This window comes from Pseudochelatococcus sp. B33 (assembly GCF_053570585.1).
Genome location: NZ_JBSEFH010000006.1, coordinates 72,273 through 93,494 on the forward strand (window position 1 = coordinate 72,273; position 21,222 = coordinate 93,494).

At 67.5% G+C, this 21,222-nt stretch carries 20 protein-coding genes; 3 read left to right on the forward strand and 17 right to left on the reverse strand.

The genetic code is table 11. The annotated features are described in order from the left end of the window. Positions 1 to 93 precede the first annotated feature (93 nt). The 7 genes from rpoB to secE form a co-directional block, all read right to left on the reverse strand. On the reverse strand, positions 94 to 4,215 hold the full coding sequence (rpoB, locus tag ACUSIJ_RS08055) for a DNA-directed RNA polymerase subunit beta (protein ID WP_449307860.1): 4,122 nt from the start codon (positions 4,213 to 4,215) through the stop codon (positions 94 to 96). Between the two features lie 394 nt (positions 4,216 to 4,609). Further along, positions 4,610 to 4,990 carry a 50S ribosomal protein L7/L12 gene (gene rplL, locus ACUSIJ_RS08060; RefSeq protein ID WP_449307861.1) on the reverse strand — a complete coding sequence of 127 codons (381 nt, stop codon included), beginning with the start codon at positions 4,988 to 4,990 and terminating at the stop codon, positions 4,610 to 4,612. A 48-nt stretch (positions 4,991 to 5,038) separates the two neighbouring features. Then, positions 5,039 to 5,554, reverse strand: a complete 516-nt coding sequence (rplJ, locus tag ACUSIJ_RS08065; protein ID WP_449307862.1) for a 50S ribosomal protein L10 — start codon at positions 5,552 to 5,554, stop codon at positions 5,039 to 5,041. Between the two features lie 551 nt (positions 5,555 to 6,105). Beyond that, complete coding sequence (gene rplA, locus ACUSIJ_RS08070) at positions 6,106 to 6,804, reverse strand: 50S ribosomal protein L1 (RefSeq protein ID WP_449307863.1); 699 nt, start codon at positions 6,802 to 6,804, stop codon at positions 6,106 to 6,108. Between the two features lie 10 nt (positions 6,805 to 6,814). Next, positions 6,815 to 7,246, reverse strand: a complete 432-nt coding sequence (rplK, locus tag ACUSIJ_RS08075) for a 50S ribosomal protein L11 (protein WP_449307864.1) — start codon at positions 7,244 to 7,246, stop codon at positions 6,815 to 6,817. A gap of 221 nt (positions 7,247 to 7,467) precedes the next feature. After that, positions 7,468 to 8,001 (reverse strand): transcription termination/antitermination protein NusG, encoded by a 534-nt coding sequence (gene nusG / locus ACUSIJ_RS08080; protein ID WP_449307865.1) that lies wholly within the window; start codon positions 7,999 to 8,001, stop codon positions 7,468 to 7,470. A 118-nt stretch (positions 8,002 to 8,119) separates the two neighbouring features. Next, positions 8,120 to 8,314, reverse strand: coding sequence for a preprotein translocase subunit SecE (gene secE, locus ACUSIJ_RS08085; protein WP_449307866.1), 195 nt, complete (start codon positions 8,312 to 8,314; stop codon positions 8,120 to 8,122). 452 nt (positions 8,315 to 8,766) lie between these two features. Between secE and ACUSIJ_RS08090 the strand changes: the two genes are divergently transcribed. Then, positions 8,767 to 10,623: an AsmA family protein gene (locus ACUSIJ_RS08090; protein ID WP_449307867.1), complete on the forward strand. Its 1,857-nt coding sequence runs from the start codon at positions 8,767 to 8,769 to the stop codon at positions 10,621 to 10,623. A gap of 160 nt (positions 10,624 to 10,783) precedes the next feature. Here ACUSIJ_RS08090 and ACUSIJ_RS08095 read toward each other — a convergent pair whose 3' ends face one another. Together ACUSIJ_RS08095 and ACUSIJ_RS08100 are read right to left on the reverse strand one after the other, a co-directional pair. Next, positions 10,784 to 11,581 (reverse strand): invasion associated locus B family protein, encoded by a 798-nt coding sequence (locus ACUSIJ_RS08095; RefSeq protein ID WP_449307868.1) that lies wholly within the window; start codon positions 11,579 to 11,581, stop codon positions 10,784 to 10,786. 231 nt (positions 11,582 to 11,812) lie between these two features. Continuing rightward, the gene (locus tag ACUSIJ_RS08100; RefSeq protein ID WP_449307869.1) at positions 11,813 to 11,959 is read right to left on the reverse strand and encodes a hypothetical protein; all 147 of its coding nucleotides are present in this window, start codon (positions 11,957 to 11,959) and stop codon (positions 11,813 to 11,815) included. A 4-nt stretch (positions 11,960 to 11,963) separates the two neighbouring features. On the opposite strand from ACUSIJ_RS08100, the gene ACUSIJ_RS08105 reads away from it, so the two are divergent. Both ACUSIJ_RS08105 and ACUSIJ_RS08110 read left to right on the forward strand, forming a co-directional pair. Further along, positions 11,964 to 13,835 (forward strand): extracellular solute-binding protein, encoded by a 1,872-nt coding sequence (locus ACUSIJ_RS08105; protein ID WP_449307870.1) that lies wholly within the window; start codon positions 11,964 to 11,966, stop codon positions 13,833 to 13,835. A gap of 86 nt (positions 13,836 to 13,921) precedes the next feature. Further along, complete coding sequence (locus tag ACUSIJ_RS08110) at positions 13,922 to 15,115, forward strand: hypothetical protein (RefSeq protein WP_449307871.1); 1,194 nt, start codon at positions 13,922 to 13,924, stop codon at positions 15,113 to 15,115. Here ACUSIJ_RS08110 and tgt read toward each other — a convergent pair. The 8 genes from tgt to ACUSIJ_RS08150 all read right to left on the reverse strand — a co-directional run bounded on the left by tgt (position 15,066) and on the right by ACUSIJ_RS08150 (position 21,211). Then, the gene (tgt, locus tag ACUSIJ_RS08115) at positions 15,066 to 16,208 is read right to left on the reverse strand and encodes a tRNA guanosine(34) transglycosylase Tgt (protein ID WP_449307872.1); all 1,143 of its coding nucleotides are present in this window, start codon (positions 16,206 to 16,208) and stop codon (positions 15,066 to 15,068) included. The two genes, ACUSIJ_RS08110 and tgt, sit on opposite strands and share 50 nt — an antisense overlap. Beyond that, on the reverse strand, positions 16,205 to 17,296 hold the full coding sequence (gene queA, locus ACUSIJ_RS08120) for a tRNA preQ1(34) S-adenosylmethionine ribosyltransferase-isomerase QueA (RefSeq protein WP_449307873.1): 1,092 nt from the start codon (positions 17,294 to 17,296) through the stop codon (positions 16,205 to 16,207). Before queA ends, tgt begins: the two co-directional genes overlap by 4 nt. Before the next feature lie 41 nt (positions 17,297 to 17,337). Continuing rightward, positions 17,338 to 17,832, reverse strand: coding sequence for a peptidylprolyl isomerase (locus ACUSIJ_RS08125; RefSeq protein ID WP_449307874.1), 495 nt, complete (start codon positions 17,830 to 17,832; stop codon positions 17,338 to 17,340). A 56-nt stretch (positions 17,833 to 17,888) separates the two neighbouring features. Next, on the reverse strand, positions 17,889 to 18,476 hold the full coding sequence (locus tag ACUSIJ_RS08130; RefSeq protein WP_449307875.1) for a peptidylprolyl isomerase: 588 nt from the start codon (positions 18,474 to 18,476) through the stop codon (positions 17,889 to 17,891). Positions 18,477 to 18,598: 122 nt separating this feature from the next. Beyond that, entirely contained in the window at positions 18,599 to 19,387 is a 789-nt protein-coding gene (locus tag ACUSIJ_RS08135; RefSeq protein WP_449307876.1) for an SURF1 family protein, read from the reverse strand. A 110-nt stretch (positions 19,388 to 19,497) separates the two neighbouring features. Then, on the reverse strand, positions 19,498 to 20,349 hold the full coding sequence (locus ACUSIJ_RS08140) for a cytochrome c oxidase subunit 3 (protein ID WP_449307877.1): 852 nt from the start codon (positions 20,347 to 20,349) through the stop codon (positions 19,498 to 19,500). Between the two features lie 42 nt (positions 20,350 to 20,391). Next, positions 20,392 to 21,018 (reverse strand): cytochrome c oxidase assembly protein, encoded by a 627-nt coding sequence (locus ACUSIJ_RS08145; RefSeq protein ID WP_449307878.1) that lies wholly within the window; start codon positions 21,016 to 21,018, stop codon positions 20,392 to 20,394. A gap of 13 nt (positions 21,019 to 21,031) precedes the next feature. Continuing rightward, a complete protein-coding gene (locus ACUSIJ_RS08150; RefSeq protein WP_449307879.1) occupies positions 21,032 to 21,211 on the reverse strand; it encodes a hypothetical protein in 180 nt (59 codons plus the stop codon). Positions 21,212 to 21,222: the final 11 nt, after the last annotated feature.

Genomic DNA, 21,222 nt, shown 5'->3' on the forward strand with positions numbered 1-21,222 from the left:
ATGCCCATCAATCCCTATTGTCGCCGCTCAACACGTGCGAAACAGCCCCTCGGCAGACCCTGATCGGCTTGCCCCGATTCAGCTTGCGCTGCTTCACTCGGCCGCCTCCGCCGGGAAATCGTCCTCGGGGGCCTCCTTGGAGGACAGAAGCTCCACATTGAGGCCGAGCGAACGCATTTCCTTCACCAGCACGTTGAAGCTCTCCGGCACGCCGGACTCGAACGTGTCGTCGCCGCGCACGATGGCCTCGTAGACCTTGGTGCGGCCCGCGACGTCGTCCGACTTCACGGTCAGCATCTCCTGCAGGGTGTAGGCGGCGCCATAGGCCTCGAGCGCCCACACCTCCATCTCGCCGAAGCGCTGGCCGCCGAACTGCGCCTTGCCGCCCAGCGGCTGCTGGGTGACGAGCGAGTACGGGCCGATGGAGCGCGCGTGGATCTTGTCGTCCACGAGATGGTGCAGCTTGAGCATGTAGATGATGCCCACCGTCACCTTGCGGTCGAACGGCTCGCCGGTGCGCCCGTCGTAGAGCGTCGACTGGCCGGAGATGTCGAGACCCGCCTGCTCCAGCAGCGCCTCGATGTCGTCCTCCTTGGCGCCGTCGAACACGGGCGTGGCGATCGGCACGCCACGCCGCAGGCTCTCGCCGAGATCGACCAGATCCTCGGGCAGCACGTCGTCCGCCACGGCGTTGTCGCCGTAGACGCCGTTCAGCGCCCGCTTGAGCACCGCCACGTCCTGCGCCTTGCGGTAGGCGTCCACCGCCTGCCCGATCTGCTTGCCGATGTTGGCGCAGGCCCATCCCAGATGCGTCTCCAGGATCTGCCCGACGTTCATGCGGCTCGGCACGCCGAGCGGGTTGAGCACGATGTCGGCATGGGTGCCGTCCGCGAGGAACGGCATGTCCTCGATCGGGACGATGCGCGACACCACGCCCTTGTTGCCGTGGCGGCCGGCCATCTTGTCGCCGGGCTGGATCTTGCGCTTCACCGCGACGAAGACCTTGACCATCTTCATCACGCCGGGCGGCAGCTCGTCGCCGCGCTGCAGCTTCTCGACCTTGTCGAGGAAGCGCTGTTCGAGGCGCTTCTTCGAGTCGTCGTACTGCTTGCGCATGGCCTCCAGTTCCGCCGTCACGGCGTCGTCCGCGACCGCGAACTGCCACCACTGCGAGCGCGGGATCTCGGCGAGCCCCTGCCGGTCGATCTCCGTGTCCTTGCGGAAGCCCTTGGGGCCGGCGATCGCCGTCTGGCCGACCAGCACGTCCGCGAGACGCTGGTAGGCGTTGCGGTCGAGGATGGCCTGCTCGTCGTCGCGGTCCTTGGCCAGGCGCTCGATCTCCTCGCGCTCGATGGCCTGGGCGCGCTCGTCCTTGTCGACGCCGTGGCGGTTGAACACGCGCACCTCGACGATGGTGCCGGTCACGCCCGGCGGCACGCGCAGCGAGGTGTCGCGCACGTCCGACGCCTTCTCGCCGAAGATGGCGCGCAGGAGCTTCTCCTCCGGCGTCATCGGGCTTTCGCCCTTGGGCGTGATCTTGCCGACGAGAATATCGCCCGCCTGCACTTCCGCGCCGATGTAGACGATGCCCGCCTCGTCGAGGTTCTTCAGCGCCTCTTCCGACACGTTCGGAATGTCGCGCGTGATCTCCTCCGGCCCCAGCTTGGTGTCGCGGGCGGCGACCTCGAACTCCTCGATGTGGATCGAGGTGAAGACGTCCTCCTTCACGATCCGCTCGGACAGGAGGATGGAATCCTCGTAGTTGTAGCCGTTCCACGGCATGAAGGCGACGAGCACGTTGCGTCCGAGCGCCAGTTCCCCGAGCTCCGTCGAGGGGCCGTCGGCGACGATGTCGCCCTTGCTCACGGCATCGCCCACCTTCACCAGCGGCCGCTGGTTGATGCAGGTCGACTGGTTCGAGCGCTGGAACTTCTGCAGGCGGTAGATGTCGACGCCCGACTTCGTCGGATCGAGATCCTCCGTGGCGCGGATGACGATACGGGTGGCGTCCACCTGGTCGACGATGCCGGTGCGCCGCGCCGCAATGGCGGCACCCGAATCGCGCGCCACCACGGCCTCCATGCCGGTGCCCACGAAGGGCGCGTCCGCCTTGACGAGCGGCACGGCCTGGCGCTGCATGTTCGAGCCCATCAGCGCGCGGTTGGCGTCGTCGTTCTCAAGGAACGGGATGAGCGCGGCCGCGACCGACACGAGCTGCTTCGGCGACACGTCCATGTAGTCGACGCGCTCGGGGGGCACCACGACCACGTCGCCGGCCTGGCGGCAGACGACCAGGTCCTCGGTCAGCCGGCCCTCGGCATCGATCTCGGCATTGGCCTGCGCCACGGCGTACTTCATCTCCTCGGTGGCCGAGAGATAGTTCACCTCGTTCGTGACCTTGCCGTCGCGCACGCGCCGGTAGGGCGCCTCGATGAAGCCGTACTTGTTGACGCGCGCGAACGTCGCCAGCGAGTTGATGAGGCCGATGTTCGGCCCTTCCGGCGTCTCGATGGGGCAGATGCGGCCGTAGTGCGTCGGGTGCACGTCACGCACCTCGAAGCCGGCGCGCTCGCGCGTCAGACCGCCCGGGCCGAGCGCCGAGAGGCGCCGCTTGTGCGTGACTTCCGACAGCGGGTTGGTCTGGTCCATGAACTGCGAGAGCTGCGACGAGCCGAAGAACTCGCGCACCGCCGCCGCCGCAGGCTTGGCGTTGATCAGGTCCTGCGGCATCACGGTGTCGATGTCGACCGAGGACATGCGCTCCTTGATGGCGCGCTCCATGCGCAGCAGGCCGAGCCGGTACTGGTTCTCCATCAGCTCGCCGACGGAGCGCACGCGGCGGTTGCCGAGGTGATCGATGTCGTCGATCTCGCCGCGCCCGTCGCGCAGGCCGACGAGCGCCTTGACGACCGCGAGCATGTCCTCGCGGCGCAGGGTGCGCACGGTGTCGGCGGCGTCGAGGTCGAGACGCATGTTCATCTTCACCCGGCCGACGGCCGACAGGTCATAGCGCTCGGCGTCGAAGAACAGCGAGTGGAACATGGCCTCGGCCGCGTCCAGCGTCGGCGGCTCGCCGGGGCGCATGACGCGGTAGATGTCGAACAGCGCCGTCTCGCGCGAGGTGTTCTTGTCCAGCGCCAGCGTGTTGCGGATGTAGGGGCCGATGTTGACGTGGTTGATGTCGAGCACCGGGATCTCGGTCACGCCCGCGCCGTCGAATTCCTTGAGCACCTTCTCGGTGATCTCGTCGCCCGCTTCCGCATAGATCTCGCCGGTCGCGGGATTGACGACGTCCTCGCCGATGTACTGGCCGTAGAGGTCCTCGTCCGTGGCGCGCAGGGCCTTGACGCCGCCTTCCACGAGCTGGCGCGCCGCGCGCACGGTCAGCTTCTTGCCGGCCTCCAGCACCACCTCGCCCGTGTCGGCGTCGATCACGTCGACGCTCGCCTTGAACCCCTTGTAGCGGTTGGGGTCGAAGGGCACGCGCCAGCCGTTCTCGTCCTTGGTGTAGGGCAGCTTCTCGTAGAACGTGTCGAGGATCTCCTCGCCGTCGAGGCCGAGCGCATAGAGCAGCGTCGTCACCGGCAGCTTGCGGCGGCGGTCGATACGCGCGTAGACGATGTCCTTGGCGTCGAACTCGATGTCGAGCCAGGAGCCGCGATAGGGGATGATGCGCGCCGCGAACAGGATCTTGCCCGACGAATGCGTCTTGCCGCGGTCGTGGTCGAAGAACACGCCCGGCGAGCGGTGCATCTGCGACACGATGACGCGCTCGGTGCCGTTGACGATGAAGGTGCCGTTGTCCGTCATGAGCGGGATGTCGCCCATGTAGACGTCCTGCTCCTTGATGTCCTTGACGGAGCGCGCGCCGGTGTCCTCGTCCACGTCGAACACGATGAGGCGCAGCGTCACCTTGAGCGGCGCGGCATAGGTCATGCCGCGCTGGCGGCACTCGTCCACGTCGTATTTCGGCGGCTCGAACGTGTACTTCACGAACTCCAGCAGCGAGGTGTTGGCGAAGTCGGCAATCGGAAACACGGACTTGAAGACGGACTGCAGGCCCTCGTCGGGCCGCCCGCCCTCCGGCTCGTCGATCAGCAGGAACTGGTCATAGGATACCTTCTGAACCTCGATGAGATTCGGCATCTCGACAACTTCCCGGATTTTTCCGAAGAACTTGCGGATACGCTTCCGGCTGGTGATCGTCTGGGCCATGTGGACTCTTGCTCCTCAACGCACGCCTGACCAGGAGGTCCCTATCTCCGGCGGTCCTTCTCTGCCTGTCTTCGCTTGCGCGGGGCTCGCCTGCGCGCTTGACTGCAGAGGAGGTGCCCGAAAACCGGGCCGCCTGGTCAGCCGGGCCGCAAATCCCGCGGCAAGGTCAGTGAACGGTTCCGCCGCTCAGCGGCCAAGGAGCGGCGCCAGGCAATGGCTGCCCCTCGGACGACGACGCGGTCCCGGGAGGATTCCCCCGGAACCGCATGATTTCTGGTTTCGGATAACGGCGTCTATTCTCAAAGACTTACCAGAAGAAGCTGGACCAAAATGGGACTTCAGCGAACTACACCGTTCCCGGCCGATCGGCGATCGGCCGGTGGGTCCGACCGTCTTACTTGAGCTCGACCTTGGCGCCGGCCTTCTCAAGCTGCTCCTTGAGCTTGTTGGCCTCGTCCTTGGCAACGCCTTCCTTGACGGGCTTGGGAGCGCCCTCGACGAGGTCCTTCGCTTCCTTGAGGCCGAGGCCGGTGATGGCGCGGACTTCCTTGATGACCTCGATCTTCTTGTCGCCGATGGCGGCCAGGACGACCGTGAACTCGGTCTGCTCCTCGACAGCGGCGGCGGCACCGCCCCCAGCGGCCGGGGCAGCGGCAACGGCAACGGCAGCGGCGGCGGAAACGCCCCACTTCTCCTCGAGGAGCTTCGCGAGCTCGGCAGCCTCGAGCACGGTCAGGCTCGACAGTTCGTCGACAAGCTTGGTCAAATCAGCCATGATGAAAATTCCTGTATCGGTTCGTCAGTTTGAATGGTTTATCGGCCTTCAGGCCGCATCTCGATTGGCATAGGCGCCGAAAACGCGCGCCACCTTGGCGGCGGGCGCGTTGACGACCTGGGCAACCTTCGTCGCCGGAGCCTGGATGAGGCCCACGAGCTTGGCGCGCAGTTCGTCGAGCGACGGCAGCGAGGCGAGCGCCTTCACGCCGTTGACATCCAGCGTGGTCGCGCCCGACGCACCGCCCAGAATGACGAGCTTGTCATTCGTCTTGGCGAAGTCGGAGACGACCTTGGCGGCGGCCACCGGATCGCTGGAGTAGGCCAGCAGCGTCGGCCCCTTCAGCAGAGGCGCGATCCCGGCGACTTCCTTGCCTTCGAGAGCGATCTTGGCGATACGGTTCTTCGCGACCTGCACCTTGGCGCCGGCCTGCTTGGCCTCCTGACGGAGCTTCTGCAGATCCGAAACCCTCAGGCCGGCGTAATGAGCCACGACAATCACGCCGGAGGTGCTGAACACCTCGCCAAGCGCGCTCGCGAGCTCTGCTTTTGCCGTTCTATCCACGGGGCTCTCTCTTTCCAATCGGCGGACAGGCTAGACGCCTTCCCGCCAGCTACACATGCCGCCCTCGCGATGCCCGATACCCAAAGGCCCGGCACCGGAAGACGGCGCTTGCGAGCCCTGCCCCCGAACCACGGCAGCCGCCGCGGCACGGATACGAAGGTACGAACCGATCCATCTCCGCCGGAAAACCGGCGGCAACTGACATCAGCCTTACCCGTCTGTGCAGGCTCCGGAACGGGCTTAGGCCATACGCCCGGCCATCACGGCCGAACGCGGGGCACCTGCAGTCTTGGACAGGACACTGGCGGATCACGGCGCGCCCGAAAGCGCGCCCGAACCCGCCATCCTACCGATCAATGACCGGAATCTCGAACAACAATCGACCCGGCAAGCCGAGTCGATCAGTCCACATATTCTCCTCGCGCGCAAAACGCAAGAAGGCTCATGGGGAATAAACGAAAAATTTATCCCTTATCCGGGCGATCGTCAAAAAACGGCAACATCGCCCGGACATGGGCCGCGGACATGGGCCTTGCCCCGGCAGCCGCCGATCAGACCACCAGCACGGAAGCCGGATCGACCTTCACCCCCGGACCCATCGTCGACGAAATCGCGACGCGCTGGAGGTAGGTGCCCTTGGCGCCCGACGGCTTCGCCTTGATGACCGCGTCGGTAAAGGCGCGGATGTTCTCGATGAGCTTGTCCTCGTCGAACGACACCTTGCCGACGCCGGCATGGATGATGCCCGCCTTCTCGACGCGGAACTCCACCGCGCCGCCCTTGGCGGCGGCGACGGCGCCCGTGACATCGGTCGTGACCGTGCCGACCTTCGGGTTCGGCATCAGGCCGCGCGGGCCGAGGATCTTGCCGAGACGCCCGACGAGCGGCATCAGATCGGGCGTCGCGATGCAGCGGTCGAAATTGATGTTGCCGCCCTGGATTTGCTCCAGCAGGTCCTCCGCGCCGACCACCTCGGCGCCGGCGTTCTTCGCCTCCTCGGCCTTGGGGCCGCGGGCGAACACGGCCACGCGCACCGACCGGCCGGAGCCGTTCGGGAGCTGGCAGACGCCGCGCACCATCTGGTCGGCGTGACGCGGGTCGACGCCGAGGTTGAGCGCGACCTCGACCGTCTCGTCGAACTTGGCGGTGGCGCGTTCCTTGATGGCCTTCACGGCCTCGGTGATGGGGTAGAGCTTCTTGCGGTCGATGCCCTCGCGGGAGGCCACGACGCGCTTTCCAACATGTGCCATGCGTGCCTCCTCAGCCCACAACCTCGATGCCCATCGAACGGGCGGAACCCTCGATCATCGCGGCGGCGGCCTCGACGCTGTCGGTGTTGAGATCCTCGAGCTTGTCGGCCGCGATCTCCAGCACCTGCGCGCGCGTCACCTTGCCGGCCGAAGCGCCCTTGCCCGCCGTCTTCGAGCCGCTCTTCAGGCCCGCGGCCTTCTTGAGATAGAAGGAAACCGGCGGCTTGCGCGTCTCGAACGTGAAGGAGCGGTCCTGATAGGCGGTGATGACCACCGGGATCGGCGTGCCCTTCTCGATCTGCGCGGTCTTGGCGTTGAACGCCTTGCAGAATTCCATGATGTTGAGGCCGCGCTGACCCAGCGCCGGACCGATCGGCGGCGACGGATTGGCCGCGCCCGCCGGAACCTGAAGCTTCACGTAACCCGTGATCTTCTTTGCCATGATGGCTGCTCCTCGTGAGGCCGGCGCACCGGAAGGACCGGTTGCCGGCGTTGCAGTCCGCGGTCCGATCCGGACTCCCGGCAGGCAGGCCGGGCGGATCTCCCGCGTTGATGGATCGTCCTGTAACGGATGAAGGCGGCTCTCTACACCAATCCGCCGTCACATGCAATCGCATTCCGGCGCCGCGGCCGGCTCGGCCCGATGGACCGGTCCCCAGCGGATCAGATTTTGGCGACCTGACCGAATTCCAGCTCCACCGGGGTGGCGCGGCCGAAAATGGACACCGCCACCTTGACCCGCGAGCGGGTGTCGTCGACTTCCTCGACGACGCCGTTGAACGAGGCGAACGGGCCGTCGGACACGCGCACCTGCTCGCCCACCTCGAAGGTGACGGAGGGCTTGGGATGGTCGACGCCCTCGGCCACCTGCCCCTTGATCCGCTCGGCCTCATGGTCCGGGATCGGCAGCGGCTTGGACTTGTCCGCGCCGAGGAAGCCCGTCACCTTCGGCGTGTTCTTGATCAGGTGGTACACGTCGTCGGTCAGGTCGCATTTCACCAGCACGTAACCGGGGAAGAACTTGCGTTCGGTGTCCACCTTGCGGCCGCGGCGCACCTCGACGACCTTTTCCGTCGGCACCAGGATTTCGTCGAACTTGTCCTCCAGCCCGCGCTGCTGGGCCTGATCGCGCAGCGACTGGGCGACCTTGTTCTCGAAATTGGAATAGGCGTGGACAATGTACCAACGCTTGGACATCAACGAGTCTCCGACATCAATGGGGTCTCCGATCCCAACGGATCTCTCCCCGGCCCGGCGGCGCAAGGCCGCGCAGACCCCCACAACTCTCAAATTGCCGCGGCGAGGCTCGACCGGATCAGCCGATCCCGAGAATCGCGCCGATGCCGAGCTGGATGATCTGATCGACAATGAAAAAGAACACGCAGGCCAGGAAGACCATGACGAAGACCATCGCCGTGGTCACGAGCGTCTCCTTGCGCGTCGGCCAGGTCACTTTCCTGGTTTCGGCGCGAACCTGCTGAATGAACTGGACCGGACTCGTCTTCGCCATCTCTCTCCACCTGCCCGCGAGCGGGCCGCCCCTTGCTCGGCCGGCGCACGCGCCGCCCCGTCTTCCCGATGCGTCTTCCCCGCCGCAGCGGGTCCGCACCACGATCAGCCCTATCCCGGATCAGCCCTATCCCGGACGATCATGTCACGAGCGATCATGTCGCGGGCAACGTCGATTCGGCGCCGAATGACCTGTCGGGCGCTCTCCCGCCCAGCACGAATCATGCCCGCGCCGGATACAGTGCGAACATGAAGCTCATTGAATAATTGTCCACAGCCGGAATTACAAGTCCCAACGACACGCGGCTCCGCCGGAAAACGGCGACCCGTGCCCGCCGCGCCGCCGCCGAGTCCGGCGAATACAGCAAATGGCATAATGGCGCGGTCGCACCCATATCGTGCTATATGATCGGGATGGTCCGTCGGGGGAGGCGGCTGAACCATGCGGTATATATGACCTTTCGTCGACGCTATCTCTTTCTGGCGCTTGCCGGCATCGTGCTGATCGCGGCCGGGTCGGTCCCGTGGCCCGCCGACCGTTTGCCGTTCCGCGCCGAGTTGGCGGAGCAGGCCGAGGCCGCCTTCGGGCATTCCGTCGCCAGTAGCGCCAGCACGATCACTCTCCTGCCCCTGCCCCGGATCGATTTTCACAGCGTCGTGATCGGCCCCGACACGCCGGGCGAGAGCATCCTGCGTGCGGAGAAGGTTTCCGCCCGCCTCGGCCTGTGGCGCCTGCTGAGCGGCCGGGCGGAGGCCGAACAGGTGACGATCCACAATCCGCGCGTCATGTGGGACGGCTCCCAGCGCCCGCGGGATCTGTGGCAGCTGGCGCGCGAGCGGCTCATCGCCGTCGCGATGGCGACCGACACCGCCGGTCCGCCGTTGCCCGCGCGCGTGTCCGTTGTCGACGGCACGGTCCTGGCCCGCGGCGGCGCCCGCACGCTGCTGCGCCGCCTCAACGCCAGCGTGACCTGGCCCTCGGCCAATCGCCTGCTCGATTTCAACGCCACCGCCGTGTGGCGCGGCGAGCCCGTCGATCTGCGCATCGACAAGCTGCATCCGGCATCGCTGGCGGCGGGGCTGCAATCGCCGGTGGTCCTGCGCTTTTCGGCGCAGCCGGTATCCTTCTCCTTCGCCGGCGTGATCGGCGCGGACGACCTGCCCGCCTTCGACGGCCTCGTGAACTTCCGCACCGGCTCGCTCGGCCGCGCCACCGCCTGGCTGCGCACGCCACTGACGTTCTCGCGCAACGCGGGGCAGATGTCCATCAAGAGCACCGCGCGGTTGACCGGCGAGGGCCTGTCGATGCCGGACGTGCGCATCGAGATCGAGGGCGGGACGCTCGAAGGCGCGCTCGCGGCGCGGCGCAGCGACGCCGGGCGCATGCTCGTTTCCGCGACGCTCGACGCGGCGACCCTGGACTTCAACCGGTTCCTGGCGGTGCCCCTGAGGCTTCTGGCCGAAGGGCGGGGGCCGCTGCACGCCCTCCCCGGCAACGACAACGACGACGACGCCAACGATGTCGACGTCCGGCTGTCGATCTCGAGGGCCCAGTTCGGCCCGCTCGAAATGCAGGACGTGGCGGCCGGCATCCTGGTGTCGAACGGCAGGATGGAATTCGCCCTCAATCAGGCGCGGCTCGAAAACGGCTCCGTCCGGGGGCGGCTGCAGCTCGTTCCGGGGCGGGACGACATGTCGGCCCGCCTCACCGGCGCGTTCGAGGGGATCGACGCGCAGAGGACCCTGCATCGGCTGTTCGGCGGCGCGCTGTTTTCGGGCCCTGCGAGCGGCAGCATCACGCTGGCCGCCCGCGGGCAATCGGCGCGCCTCATGGCCGCGGGCCTGAGCGGCAGCATCTCGGCGCGCATCGAAGGCGGCAACCTGCTCGGCGTCGATCTCGCCGACGTCATCACCCGCTCCCGGCACAGCCCGCTGGCCACGGCGCTCGACTGGCGCGGAGGACGCACGGCTTTCCGCACCGTCGAGTCCACGCTCGTCATCAACGAAGGCAACGGACGCCTGGAGGGGGCGCTGAAGGCCGACGGGATCGTCGGCATGATCACCGGCGACGTCGGCATTGCCCACCACACGCTCGATCTGCGCGCGTATGTCCGCCAGGCGCCGACGGAGGCGGACGCCGGCAAGGACGCTGGAGCCCAATCGGCCAACGCCATCGGCTTTCCGATCGAGATCTCGGGCTCATGGGACTATCCGATCGTGACGCCCGATATCCGCATGCTCATCGAGCGCTCAAGCGCCGTCGCGCCCCTGCTGCCGGGAGAGACACGGGAGGCGCCCCATGCCCGGTGACGCGATGCCCGGTAACGTGCCGGGAGATCTGGAGCGGCGAAACGAAAACCGCGGCCAAAGGCCGGGGCGCCAGCAAGTCTCACCGTTCCACGGAAACGGTGAGACTTGCTCATTTCCTCAGTCTTGAGCGCATTCCGACCGATCGGCAGGCGCTCCGGCGTTATTGCGCGGGTGCGGCCGGGGTTTGCGGCGCGGGCGCGGCGGGCGCTCCCGGCGCGGGGGCTCCGGCTCCGCCGCCGCCCTGCAGGGCGCGCTGGCGGGCTTCCTCGGCGCGCTTCTGGAGGGCTTCCTCCATGCGGCGCTGCTGCTCCAGCTGCTCGCGCTGCTGCTGCGCCAGCACTTCGGGATCGATCGGCTTGCCGTCGAAGCCCTTCGTGAAGCCGGCGAGCGGCACGGTGAAGGTCACTTCCTGCGCCATCTGGTTCTGGGCGCTGACGTTCAGGATGTTGCCGCGCTTGAGCTGGGTGACGAACGCCTCCGGCACCGGCGCCTCGGCGAAGCAGCCGTTGGGGAAGCAGATGGCGTACTGGCCCGCCGACGGCTCGTTCTTGTCGACACCGAAGCGCAGGCCGGGACGCAGCAGCAGGCCGAGCGGCATCAGGAAGCGGACGATCCGCGTCGCCTCGCCCTCGACGTCGTACACGGCGACGGCCAGCACCGGATTGCCCTGCTCGGTCACGAAATCGCGCGTGGTATAGCAGACTTGCTTGTTGGCGCCCTCATCCTTGCCGCAGACCTTGACCCAGTCCGGCTGCGAAGGCTCGGCCTTCAACTGCACCACGGTGGGGCCGGTGGGAGCCACGGGCTGCTGGCCCGGCTGCGGTGCCGGCGGCTGCACGGGCTGCGGCGCCTGCTGGGCCTGGGCCGCAATCGGCGACAGCGCGCTCACGAACGCAACCAGCGCCAAAGCTACTCCGTTGGCTGCCCGCAGCGGCGCCGATTGTTTCAAGCTGGTCATCGACCGATCCTCTTTGAAAGGTGTGATGGGGGCGGCGAATCCGATCCGCAGCTCCGCCTGCCTCGCCCCGCGTGGCCGGAATGACGACAGGCGGCGAGACCGTGCATGGTTGGACACGCGTGTTTTACCCCGTCTCCCTGCGGCTTTCCAGCGCTGTTCATCAATTGGTACGTTTATACAGTGATAGTGTTCTCACCACACAGACCGCGATCGCATAAACTTGCGCGCGAATCATTGCAACAGGATCCGCGTTCCCATGAGTGTGTTTTTGGTAATTGTCATTTTTGCGATTGCCTTGTCAGTAGCGGCCACTTTTTTCGGCGTCAAGCGCGGGTCGGCCGCGGCACGGCCGCGCATGCGCCCCGGCAGATATTCCATCGCGTTGTTTCTGATCCTGTTTTCCGCCGCCGCGTCCGGCGTCGCCGCCCGGCCCACGATCCCCGACCTGCCGGTGACGGCCGACGATTCCCTCGTGCCCGATTCCGAGGCGAAAACCCCGCTGCCGCTGACGGGCGAGGACGCACAGTGGCGCCGGCTGCCCCTCCTCGACGGCCTCGCCATGCACGGCGCGCCGCAGCTGCCCGACGATTTCGCCGCCCTGCCCTACGTCAATGCCGACGCGCCCAAAGGCGGGCGTCTCGTGCAAAGCGTGCTCGGCACTTTCGACAACCTCAACCCCTTCGTGCCGAAGGGCATTGCCGCCCAGGGCATCACCACGCTGGTGTTCCAGCCGCTGATGGCGCGCTCCGCCGACGAGCCGTTCTCGGTCTACGGCCTCGTGGCCCATTCGGCCCGCATGCCCGAGGACCGCAGCTTCATCGTTTTCCACATCAATCCACGGGCGCGCTTCTCGGACGGGCAGGCGATCTCGGCCGAGGACGTGGTGTTCACCTTCAACCTGCTGCGCAAGAAGGGGCAGATGTACTATCGCAGCTATTTCGCGCAGGTGAAGGAGGCGCGCGAGATCAACCCGCTCACCGTGCGCTTCGATCTCACCGGCGAGAATCGCGAGACGCCGCTCATGCTGGCGCAGATGCCGATATTGCCCGCTCATCTGATCGACCCGGAGACGTTCGAGCAGACGACCTTCCAGATCCCGGTGGGCTCGGGTCCCTACGTGGTCGCGGCGGTGGACGCCGGGCGCAGCATCACCTTTCGCCGCGATCCCCACTTCTGGGCGCGGGAGCTGCCCGTCACCCGCGGCCTCTACAATGCCGACGAGATCCGGTTCGACTACTACCGCGACGTCAATACGCAGTTCGAGGCGTTCAAGGCCGGGCTCTATGACGTCCGTGTCGAGCAGAGCGCCGCGCGCTGGGCCGTGGGCTACGATTTCCCGGCCGTGAGCGACGGCCGCGTCGTGCGCGAGACGCTGCCCGTCGGCACGCCGCGGCCCATGGAGGGCTTCGCGCTCAACGGCCGCAGGGGGGCGCTGGCGGACGTGCGCGTGCGCGAGGCGCTCGGCTATTTCTTCGATTTCCCGTGGGTCAACCGCCAGCTCTTCCACGGCCTCTACAAGCGCACGGAGAGCTATTTCAGCGGCTCGCCGCTGTCGTCGGCGGGCGTGCCGGCCTCAGTGCGCGAGCGGGCGCTGCTCGCGCCCTTCCCCGGCGCGGTGCGCGACGACATCCTGGAGGGGCGATGGCGCCCGCCGGAGGCCGACGGCACCGGGCGCGACCGGACGCTGGCGCGCAAGGGGCTCGACCTGCTGGCGAGCGCCGGCTACACCCTGCAGGATGGCGCGCTGCGCGACGCCGGCGGCGTGCCGCTCGTGTTCGAGATCATGGTGAAATCGCGCGAGGAGGAGCGGCTGGCGCTCAACTTCGCCCAGTCGCTGCAGCCGGCCGGCATCACGGCGAACGTGCGTCTCGTGGATGAAGCCCAATACTGGAAGCGGCTGCTCGCGTTCGACTTCGACGTCATCCTCTATCGCTGGAACGTGTCCGCCTCGCCCGGCTCGGAGCAGACGAACCGCTGGTCGTCGGCGGCGGCCGACCGTCCCGGCTCGCTCAACATCACCGGCGTGAAGTCGCCCGCCGTCGATGCCGCCATCGCGGCCCTGCTGGCGGCGAAGACGACAGAGGAATTCACCGATTCCGTCCGCGCCCTCGACCGGGCGCTGCTGTCGGGCTTCCATGTCGTGCCGCTGTTCCACGCCGACGGACAGTGGATCGCCCGGCGCGCCGGGATCGGACGCCCGGAAACGACGCCGCTGTTCGGCCCGGTCATCGACAGTTGGTGGCGAAAGCCTTAAAAAGACGCGCGTGAGCAGACACGTTTGAACGCCGGGGGCATCGGGGGCAAGAGGTTCCGGGGGCGAGAGGTTATTGGCTGGTATCGATGACATTCACCAACAAGGCCGGCACCCACGAGGCCGGCACGCCCGCCGGACATGACGGTCCGCCCCGCCCCGAACCCCGTCTCTGGCGCCGTTTCCTGGCGACATTCGCCCTCGCGCTCATTGCCTGCGTCGGCGCGCTGGCGGCGGTCATCGGGGCGGTCGACCCCTACGGCATCCGCGTCGGCGCGGGCGATGCGCCGCGTCCCATCGTCGACATCAACCAGCGCTTCATGTATCCGCAGCTCGCGCGCTCGACGCGCTACGACAGCGCCGTGTTCGGCACCTCATCGCTACGCCTCCTCGACCCGCAGGAGCTCGACGGCCTGTTCGGCACCGAGAGCGCGCCGGTGCGATTCGCCAATCTGGCGATGAACGCCGCGACCCCGTGGGAGCAGATGGAGCTGGCGCGCCTTTTCCTGCGCGCGCGTCCCGCGCCGAAAGTTCTGGTCTTCGGCCTCGACCTGCCATGGTGCGACATGGAGGCGGACGCGCCCGACAAGCGCCTCACCTTCCGCGCCTTCCCCGAGCGCTTCTATGACGACAACCGTTGGAACGACTGGCTCGACACGGCCAACATGAAGACGCTGGAGATCGCCGCCCGCCTCGTTTCCTACGATCTCGGCCTGCGCGACGTGTCGCTGCGCGAGGACGGCTACGGCGTGTTCGTGCCCCCGGACGCGGCCTACGACGCCGCGCGCGCCCACGCCCACATCTGGTTCGAGCACACATCGAAGGGCCGCCCGGCCGCGGTCGTGCCGCAGGAGCCGCCGGTCATCGTCTCCGAGGCGGAACGCGCCGCGTGGCGTTTTCCGGCCGCCGACTGGCTCGACGACCTGCTCGGGCGTCTGCCGGCGAAGACGCGGGTCTATCTCGTCTTCCCGCCCGCCCATGTCAGCGCCCAGCCCCGGCCGGGATCGCTCGCGGAGGCGCAGGATAGCACCTGCAAAGCCCGCTTCGCCGCCATCGGCGCACGCTACGGCGCCACCGTGCTCGATTTCCGTAAGCCCTCGTCGGTCACGCAAAAGGACGAAAACTTCTGGGACGCGCTGCACTACCGCGTGCCCTTCGCGAGCCGCATTGCCGAGGCTCTTGCAAATCCGTTCGCCGATCCGCAGCCGGGCGACGACTTCTACGACGTGGTGGTCAAACGTCCCTCGCGCCCCGCGTCCAGCCTTCCTTCGCCTCGGCGATGAAATCGTCGAGCCGGCCCGCCGCGATGGCCTGGCGCAGCCCCGCCATCAGTTCCTGGTAATAGGCGAGGTTGATGCCCGTGAGCAGCATCATGCCGAGGATCTCGCCCGACTTGACGAGATGGTGCAGATAGGCGCGCGAATAGGTGCGCGCCGGTTCCCACGCCGACGCCTCGTCGATGGGACGCGGGTCGTCGGCGTGGCGGGCGTTCTTGAGGTTCAGCCTGCCGAACCGCGAGAACACCTGTCCGTGCCGCCCGGCGCGGGTGGGCATGACGCAGTCGAACATGTCGATGCCCCGGCGCACCGCTTCCACGATGTCGTCCGGCGTGCCCACGCCCATGAGGTAGTGCGGCTTGCCGTCCGGCAGGTGCGGCATCACCGTCTCGATCATGTCCAGCATGACATCCTGCGGCTCGCCGACCGCGAGCCCGCCGATGGCATAGCCCTCGAACGCCATGCCGGTGAGCTCGCGCGCACTCTCGACGCGCAGCTCCCGGTCGGCAGCCCCCTGCACGATGCCGAACAGCGCCCGGCCCCATTCCGCCCGCCCCGGCTGGGCGAGGAAGGCCGTGCGGCAGCGCTCGGCCCAGCGCAGGCTCAGATGCATGGCGCGCGCGGCATCGGCAGCCGGGCACGGCAGCCGCACGCACTCGTCGAGCTGCATCTGGATGTCGGAGCCGAGCAGGCCCTGGATCTCGATCGCCCGTTCCGGCGTCAGCTCGTAGCGCGCGCCGTCGATGTGCGACTGGAAGGTCACGCCCTGCTCGGTGATCTTGCGCAGCTTGGCGAGCGACATGACCTGAAACCCGCCCGAATCGGTCAGGATCGGGTGCGGCCAGTGCATCATCCGGTGCAGGCCGCCGAGCCGCGCCACCCGCTCCGCGCCGGGCCGCAGCATCAGGTGGTAGGTGTTGCCGAGCAGGATGTCCGCCCCCAGCGCCCGCACCTCGCTGGTGTGCATGGCCTTGACGGTCGCCGCCGTCCCCACCGGCATGAAGGCGGGCGTGCGGACCTCGCCGCGCGGCAGGTGGATGCGGCCGGTGCGCGCAGCGCCATCGCGGGCCGCGATCTCGAACGTGAGCGGCGCGCTCATCCACCCGGTCCGTCGTTGCGGAACAGCAGGCAGGCGTCGCCATAGGAATAGAACCGGTAACCCGCCCGGATCGCATGCGCATAGGCGGCCTTCATCGCCTCGAGCCCGGCGAAGGCGCTCACCAGCATGAACAGCGTCGAGCGCGGCAAATGGAAATTGGTCATCAGGATGTCGACGGCCTTGAACCGGTAACCCGGCGTGATGAAGATCGCCGTATCGCCCTCGAACGGCGCGATGGTGCCGTCCTCGCGCGCGGCGCTTTCCAGCAGCCGCAGCGCCGTCGTGCCGGTGGCGACGATGCGCCCGCCCCGGGCACGGGCGGCGTTGAGCGCGTCGGCGGTCGCCGCATCGATGACGCCCCATTCCGCATGCATGCGGTGGTCGCGCGTGTCGTCCGCCTTGACGGGCAGGAACGTACCGGCCCCGACGTGCAAGGTGACGAACCGCCGCTCGATACCGGCGGCCGTGAGGTTCGCCACCAGATCGTCGGTGAAGTGCAGCCCCGCGGTGGGGGCGGCGACCGCGCCGTCGTGGCGGGCGTAGATGGTCTGGTAGTCGGCGAGGTCGGCCGCGTCGTCCGCCCGCTTCGAGGCGATGTAGGGCGGCAGCGGCATGTGCCCGAGCCGCGCGATGGCCTCGTCCAGCACCGGGCCCGAGAAGGCGAAGCGGAGCCGAACCTCACCGCCCTCCCCCTTGTCCACGATCTCGGCGTCGAGCGAGGCGAGCTCGCAGGCGTAGCTCTCGTTCTCCTCGCCGAAACGGATGCGCTCGCCTTCCCGGAGGCGCTTGCCCGGCCGGGCGAAGGCGCGCCACGTGTCGGCGGATTCGCGCTTGTGCAGCATCACCTCGACCCGCGTCACCGCGTCGGCGCGCACGCGGATGCCGTTGAGCCGGGCGGGGATGACGCGCGTGTCGTTGTGGACGAGCACGTCGCCCGGGCGCAGCCACGCCGGCAGATCGCTCACCCGCCGGTCGGCAACAAGGTCGTCGGGATCCACCACAAGCATCCGCGCACTGTCGCGCGGGTGCGCGGGGCGCAGGGCAATGGAGGATTCCGGCAAATCGAAATCGAACAGGGAAACGTCCATCGCCGTCTGCTTGCACCCGGTTCCCGTTACGCCGCCAGTCCTTACGCCGTCACGTCCGCCGCGACGCGCGCCGACACGATGCTGTCGGGATCGGGCACGGGTTCGCCGCGCTTGATCTTGTCGACGTTCTCCATGCCTTCCGTCACCTTGCCCCACACCGTGTACTGCTTGTCGAGGAAGCGGGCGTCGGTGAAGCAGATGAAGAACTGCGAGTTCGCCGAATTCGGGTTCTGCGCGCGCGCCATCGACACCGTGCCGCGCACGTGCGGCTCGGCGTTGAACTCGGCCTTGAGGTCGGGCAGGTCGGAGCCGCCGGTGCCGGTGCCGTGCGGACAGCCGGTCTGGGCCATGAAGCCGTCGATCACGCGGTGAAAGACGATGCCGTCATAGAACTTCGCCCGCGCCAGCTCCTTGATGCGCGCCACGTGCAGCGGCGCGAGATCGGGACGCAGCGCGATGACCACGCGGCCCTTGGTGGTCTCCAGGACGAGCGTGTTTTCGGGATCGTTGGCGGCAGTGGTGTTTTCAGCGCTCATGGCGTGTCCCTCTCCGATTCTTCGAGACTCTCGAATGGCAATGCGTTCAGATGCAATTATTTGCCGTCGCTGGCAAGCCGCATCCGGGTGATCTTGTCCGGGTTCGTCACCGCGCCGTTGTTGGCCTGCGTGCCGGCCTTGATGCGATCGACCGCCTCCATCCCCGAGATCACCTCGCCGATGACCGTGTACTGGCCGTTGAGGAACGACGCGTCATCGAAACAGATGAAGAACTGCGAATTGGCCGAATTCGGGCTCTGGGCCCGCGCCATCCCCACGGTGCCGCGCCGGAACGGCTCGTTGGAGAACTCCGCCGGCAGGTCGGGCAGGTCCGATCCGCCGCGCCCGGTGCCCGTGGGATCGCCGGTCTGCGCCATGAAACCCGGAATGACGCGGTGGAACACCACGTTGTCATAAAAACCCTGGCTCGCCAAGGTCCTGATGCGTTCCGCGTGCTGCGGCGCGAGATCCGGCCGCAGGAGGATGGTGACGCGCCCATGCGCCGTGTCGAGCAGCACGACGTCGCGCGGATCGGCCTGATTGGCCTGCGCGACCACGACCGGCTGCGACGGCGACCGCGCCACCGCCGGCGACACAAAGGCGGCGACAACGGCAACGGATGCCGCAAGCATCAGACAACGCATATGAAATTCTCCCGATTACGAATCCCGCCGGTTGCGGGGGCTTTCCGTTTGCGCAAGCCGGCGCTGGCTGGCCGCACTCTCCCGGCCGCAGGGATAGCATTTCGCCCCCCGATGCTCCAGTTCTATCGTCCCCGCCCGCGCAGAAGAACCTTGCGCGCGAAAAGCGCGAAGATGACCGCGAGCACCACCCCAAGCCCGAACCACGTGAAGGCGTAGTCGAGATGATTGTTGGGAAAGCTCACCACGGTGAGCCCGCCGACCGGCCAGCCTTGCCGTTCCGGATTGCGGAAAGCGTCGATGGTGAACGGGGCCACCCGCTCCAGTCCGAGCGCGGCGGCGAAGGCGTCGGGGTCGCGCACGAACCACTCGCCCTTTTCCGGCACGTCCTGCGGCACGAACCAGCCGCGCTGCTGCGGGGCGCGAAGCAAACCGGCCACCGTGACCGGACCATCGGTCGCGGCGCGGTCCTCCCGCTGCCAGACGGCGAAGGCGGCCGCGTCCTGCCTCAGCTCCACCGGAATGAAGCCGCGGTTGACGAAGACCACGCCGCCCGCGTCCGTGCGCAGCGGCGTGAGCACGAAGGAGCCCATGCGCGCACCGCCGGACCCAAGCACCGCGTTGGCCTGCACGAAGACCTCGCGCGCGTGCAGATAGGTGCCCGAGACCAGCACCGGACGGTACTCCTCCCCCTCCCACCGCGTCGTCGTCCACGTGTCTTCGGGAGGCAGCGCCACGGGCTCGGCCCGGGTGCGCGCCTCGATGCGGGCGATGAGGTCTTCCTTCCAGGCAAGCCGCTGCAACTGCCAGACACCGAGCGAGACCAGAATGGCAAGCGCGGCGAGCGTGAAGACGCCCGGCCACAGCAGGCTGCGCCATGGCGGCCGATCCGGCCCTGCTCCCTCGCCGTTCATCTCCCTGTCTCCCGATCCTTATACGAAAAAGGGCGGCTCGCGCCGCCCTCGCCTCCCGTCGGGTGCGCCACGGGGCGCACCGGCACCAAACCCTCCCGGCGCGCCGGCTGTCAATGGCCGCTGCCGCCCGAGCCCCAGACATAGATGGCGATGAACAGGAACAGCCACACCACGTCGACGAAGTGCCAGTACCACGCGGCGAACTCGAACCCGAGATGCTGCCGGGGCGTGAAGTGCCCGAGATAGACGCGCAGGAGGCACACGGCGAGGAAGATCGTGCCGATGATGACGTGGGCACCATGAAACCCGGTCGCCATGAAGAAGGTCGCGCCGTAGATATTGCCCGAGAAGTCGAAATGCGCGTGGCTGTACTCGTAGGCCTGCACGATCGTGAACAGCACCGCGAGCGCCACCGTGAGCCACAGCGCCTGCTTCAGCCCCTCGCGGTCGTCGTGAAGCAGCGCATGGTGCGCCCAGGTCACGGTCGTGCCCGAGGTCAGCAGGATCAGCGTGTTCAGGAGCGGCAGGTGCCACGGATCGAAGGTCTCGATCCCCACCGGCGGCCAATGGCCGCCCGTCACCTCGGCGCGCTGGAACTGGATCGCCTCGCCCGGGAACAGGCTGGCGTCGAAAAAGGCCCAGAACCACGCCACGAAGAACATCACTTCCGACACGATGAACAGGATCATGCCGTAGCGATGATGGATCTGCACCACGCGGGTGTGGTCGCCCCGCTGCGCCTCGTTGACGACGTCCGTCCACCACGCCACCATGGTGTAGAGCACGCCGATGATGCCGGCGCCGAACACGTAGGGACCGACGTGGAGCCCGGCGAGCGTCAGGTCCTTCATCGTCATGATGGCGCCGACCGCCAGCACGAAAGCGCTGACCGCGCCGATCAGCGGCCACGGGCTCGGGTCGACGAGGTGGTAGTCGTGATGTTTAGCGTGAGCCTGAGCCATGATTTTCCGCTCTCCGAGATATGTCGCTGGCGCCTTGCGGCATCACAGCCCTTCCTGCCCCACTGACCTGGTCCACTGAAGCGACGACAGCTCCTTGCCGTTCTTCACCTGAAACATGGTGTAGGACAGCGTCACGGAATCGAGCGCCTTGTAGTCGCGCTCATCGTCGAAATCGGCATCGAGATAGAACACCACCGGCGCGATGATGGTCTCGCCCGGCGCCAGCGTCTGCTCCTCGTAGCAGAAGCAGTCGAGCTTGACGAAATACGGCCCCACCTGGTCCGGTTGCACGTTGTAGGTGGCGATGCCGGTCACGGGCTTGTCGCTCTTGTTGGTGAGCTCGAAGAACACGGTCTGCGTCTCGCCGAGCCGCACCTCGACGGCAGGCGTCTCGGGCACGATGCGCCACGGGATCGACGGCGAGACGTTGGCGTCGAAACGCACGACCATCCGCCGGTCGGAAATCTCGCCGTTCGATTTCACGCCGGCGATGGGTGTGCCGCCGAAGCCGGTCACTTGGCAGAACAGCCGGTAGAGCGGCACCGACGCGAAGGCGAGCCCGAGCATGCCGGCGGCAACGCCGACGCAGATCAGCGCCGTGTTGCGGGCACGCCGCGCCACCGCTTCCCGCGGCGCAGGCTCCGGTTGCTGCTGCATCTTTTCGCTCATGACGTCCCTCACCTCAAAGCGGCCGGTTGAAGACGTTGGACCCCAGCCGGGCGATCGTCAGGATATAGAACAGGATGAACAATGCGCCGAGCGCGACGCCGATGGCGATGTTGCGCACCCGCTGGCGGCGGCGTTCTTCCGGCGTCAGGCTCACGCCCTCCTCATCGTCGCGATCGTCGTTTCGCCCGTTCACAGCCAACTTTC

What these genes read in the sequence shown, in the direction of transcription:
- ACUSIJ_RS08110 (WP_449307871.1), top strand. Translation starts at nt 13,922, where the DNA reads ATGACATTCACCAACAAGGCCGGCACCCACGAGGCCGGCACGCCCGCC.
- nusG (WP_449307865.1), bottom strand. Translation starts at nt 8,001, where the DNA reads ATGTCCAAGCGTTGGTACATTGTCCACGCCTATTCCAATTTCGAGAAC.
- rplA (WP_449307863.1), bottom strand. Translation starts at nt 6,804, where the DNA reads ATGGCACATGTTGGAAAGCGCGTCGTGGCCTCCCGCGAGGGCATCGAC.
- ACUSIJ_RS08140 (WP_449307877.1), bottom strand. Translation starts at nt 20,349, where the DNA reads ATGGCTCAGGCTCACGCTAAACATCACGACTACCACCTCGTCGACCCG.
- secE (WP_449307866.1), bottom strand. Translation starts at nt 8,314, where the DNA reads ATGGCGAAGACGAGTCCGGTCCAGTTCATTCAGCAGGTTCGCGCCGAA.
- ACUSIJ_RS08125 (WP_449307874.1), bottom strand. Translation starts at nt 17,832, where the DNA reads ATGAGCGCTGAAAACACCACTGCCGCCAACGATCCCGAAAACACGCTC.
- ACUSIJ_RS08090 (WP_449307867.1), top strand. Translation starts at nt 8,767, where the DNA reads ATGACCTTTCGTCGACGCTATCTCTTTCTGGCGCTTGCCGGCATCGTG.
- ACUSIJ_RS08135 (WP_449307876.1), bottom strand. Translation starts at nt 19,387, where the DNA reads ATGAACGGCGAGGGAGCAGGGCCGGATCGGCCGCCATGGCGCAGCCTG.
- ACUSIJ_RS08145 (WP_449307878.1), bottom strand. Translation starts at nt 21,018, where the DNA reads ATGAGCGAAAAGATGCAGCAGCAACCGGAGCCTGCGCCGCGGGAAGCG.
- queA (WP_449307873.1), bottom strand. Translation starts at nt 17,296, where the DNA reads ATGGACGTTTCCCTGTTCGATTTCGATTTGCCGGAATCCTCCATTGCC.
- ACUSIJ_RS08100 (WP_449307869.1), bottom strand. Translation starts at nt 11,959, where the DNA reads ATGGAATATCTGCCGGGGCGCATGCGCGGCCGTGCCGCGGCCGACCCG.
- rplK (WP_449307864.1), bottom strand. Translation starts at nt 7,246, where the DNA reads ATGGCAAAGAAGATCACGGGTTACGTGAAGCTTCAGGTTCCGGCGGGC.
- rplL (WP_449307861.1), bottom strand. Translation starts at nt 4,990, where the DNA reads ATGGCTGATTTGACCAAGCTTGTCGACGAACTGTCGAGCCTGACCGTG.
- rpoB (WP_449307860.1), bottom strand. Translation starts at nt 4,215, where the DNA reads ATGGCCCAGACGATCACCAGCCGGAAGCGTATCCGCAAGTTCTTCGGA.
- ACUSIJ_RS08130 (WP_449307875.1), bottom strand. Translation starts at nt 18,476, where the DNA reads ATGCGTTGTCTGATGCTTGCGGCATCCGTTGCCGTTGTCGCCGCCTTT.
- ACUSIJ_RS08095 (WP_449307868.1), bottom strand. Translation starts at nt 11,581, where the DNA reads ATGACCAGCTTGAAACAATCGGCGCCGCTGCGGGCAGCCAACGGAGTA.
- tgt (WP_449307872.1), bottom strand. Translation starts at nt 16,208, where the DNA reads ATGAGCGCGCCGCTCACGTTCGAGATCGCGGCCCGCGATGGCGCTGCG.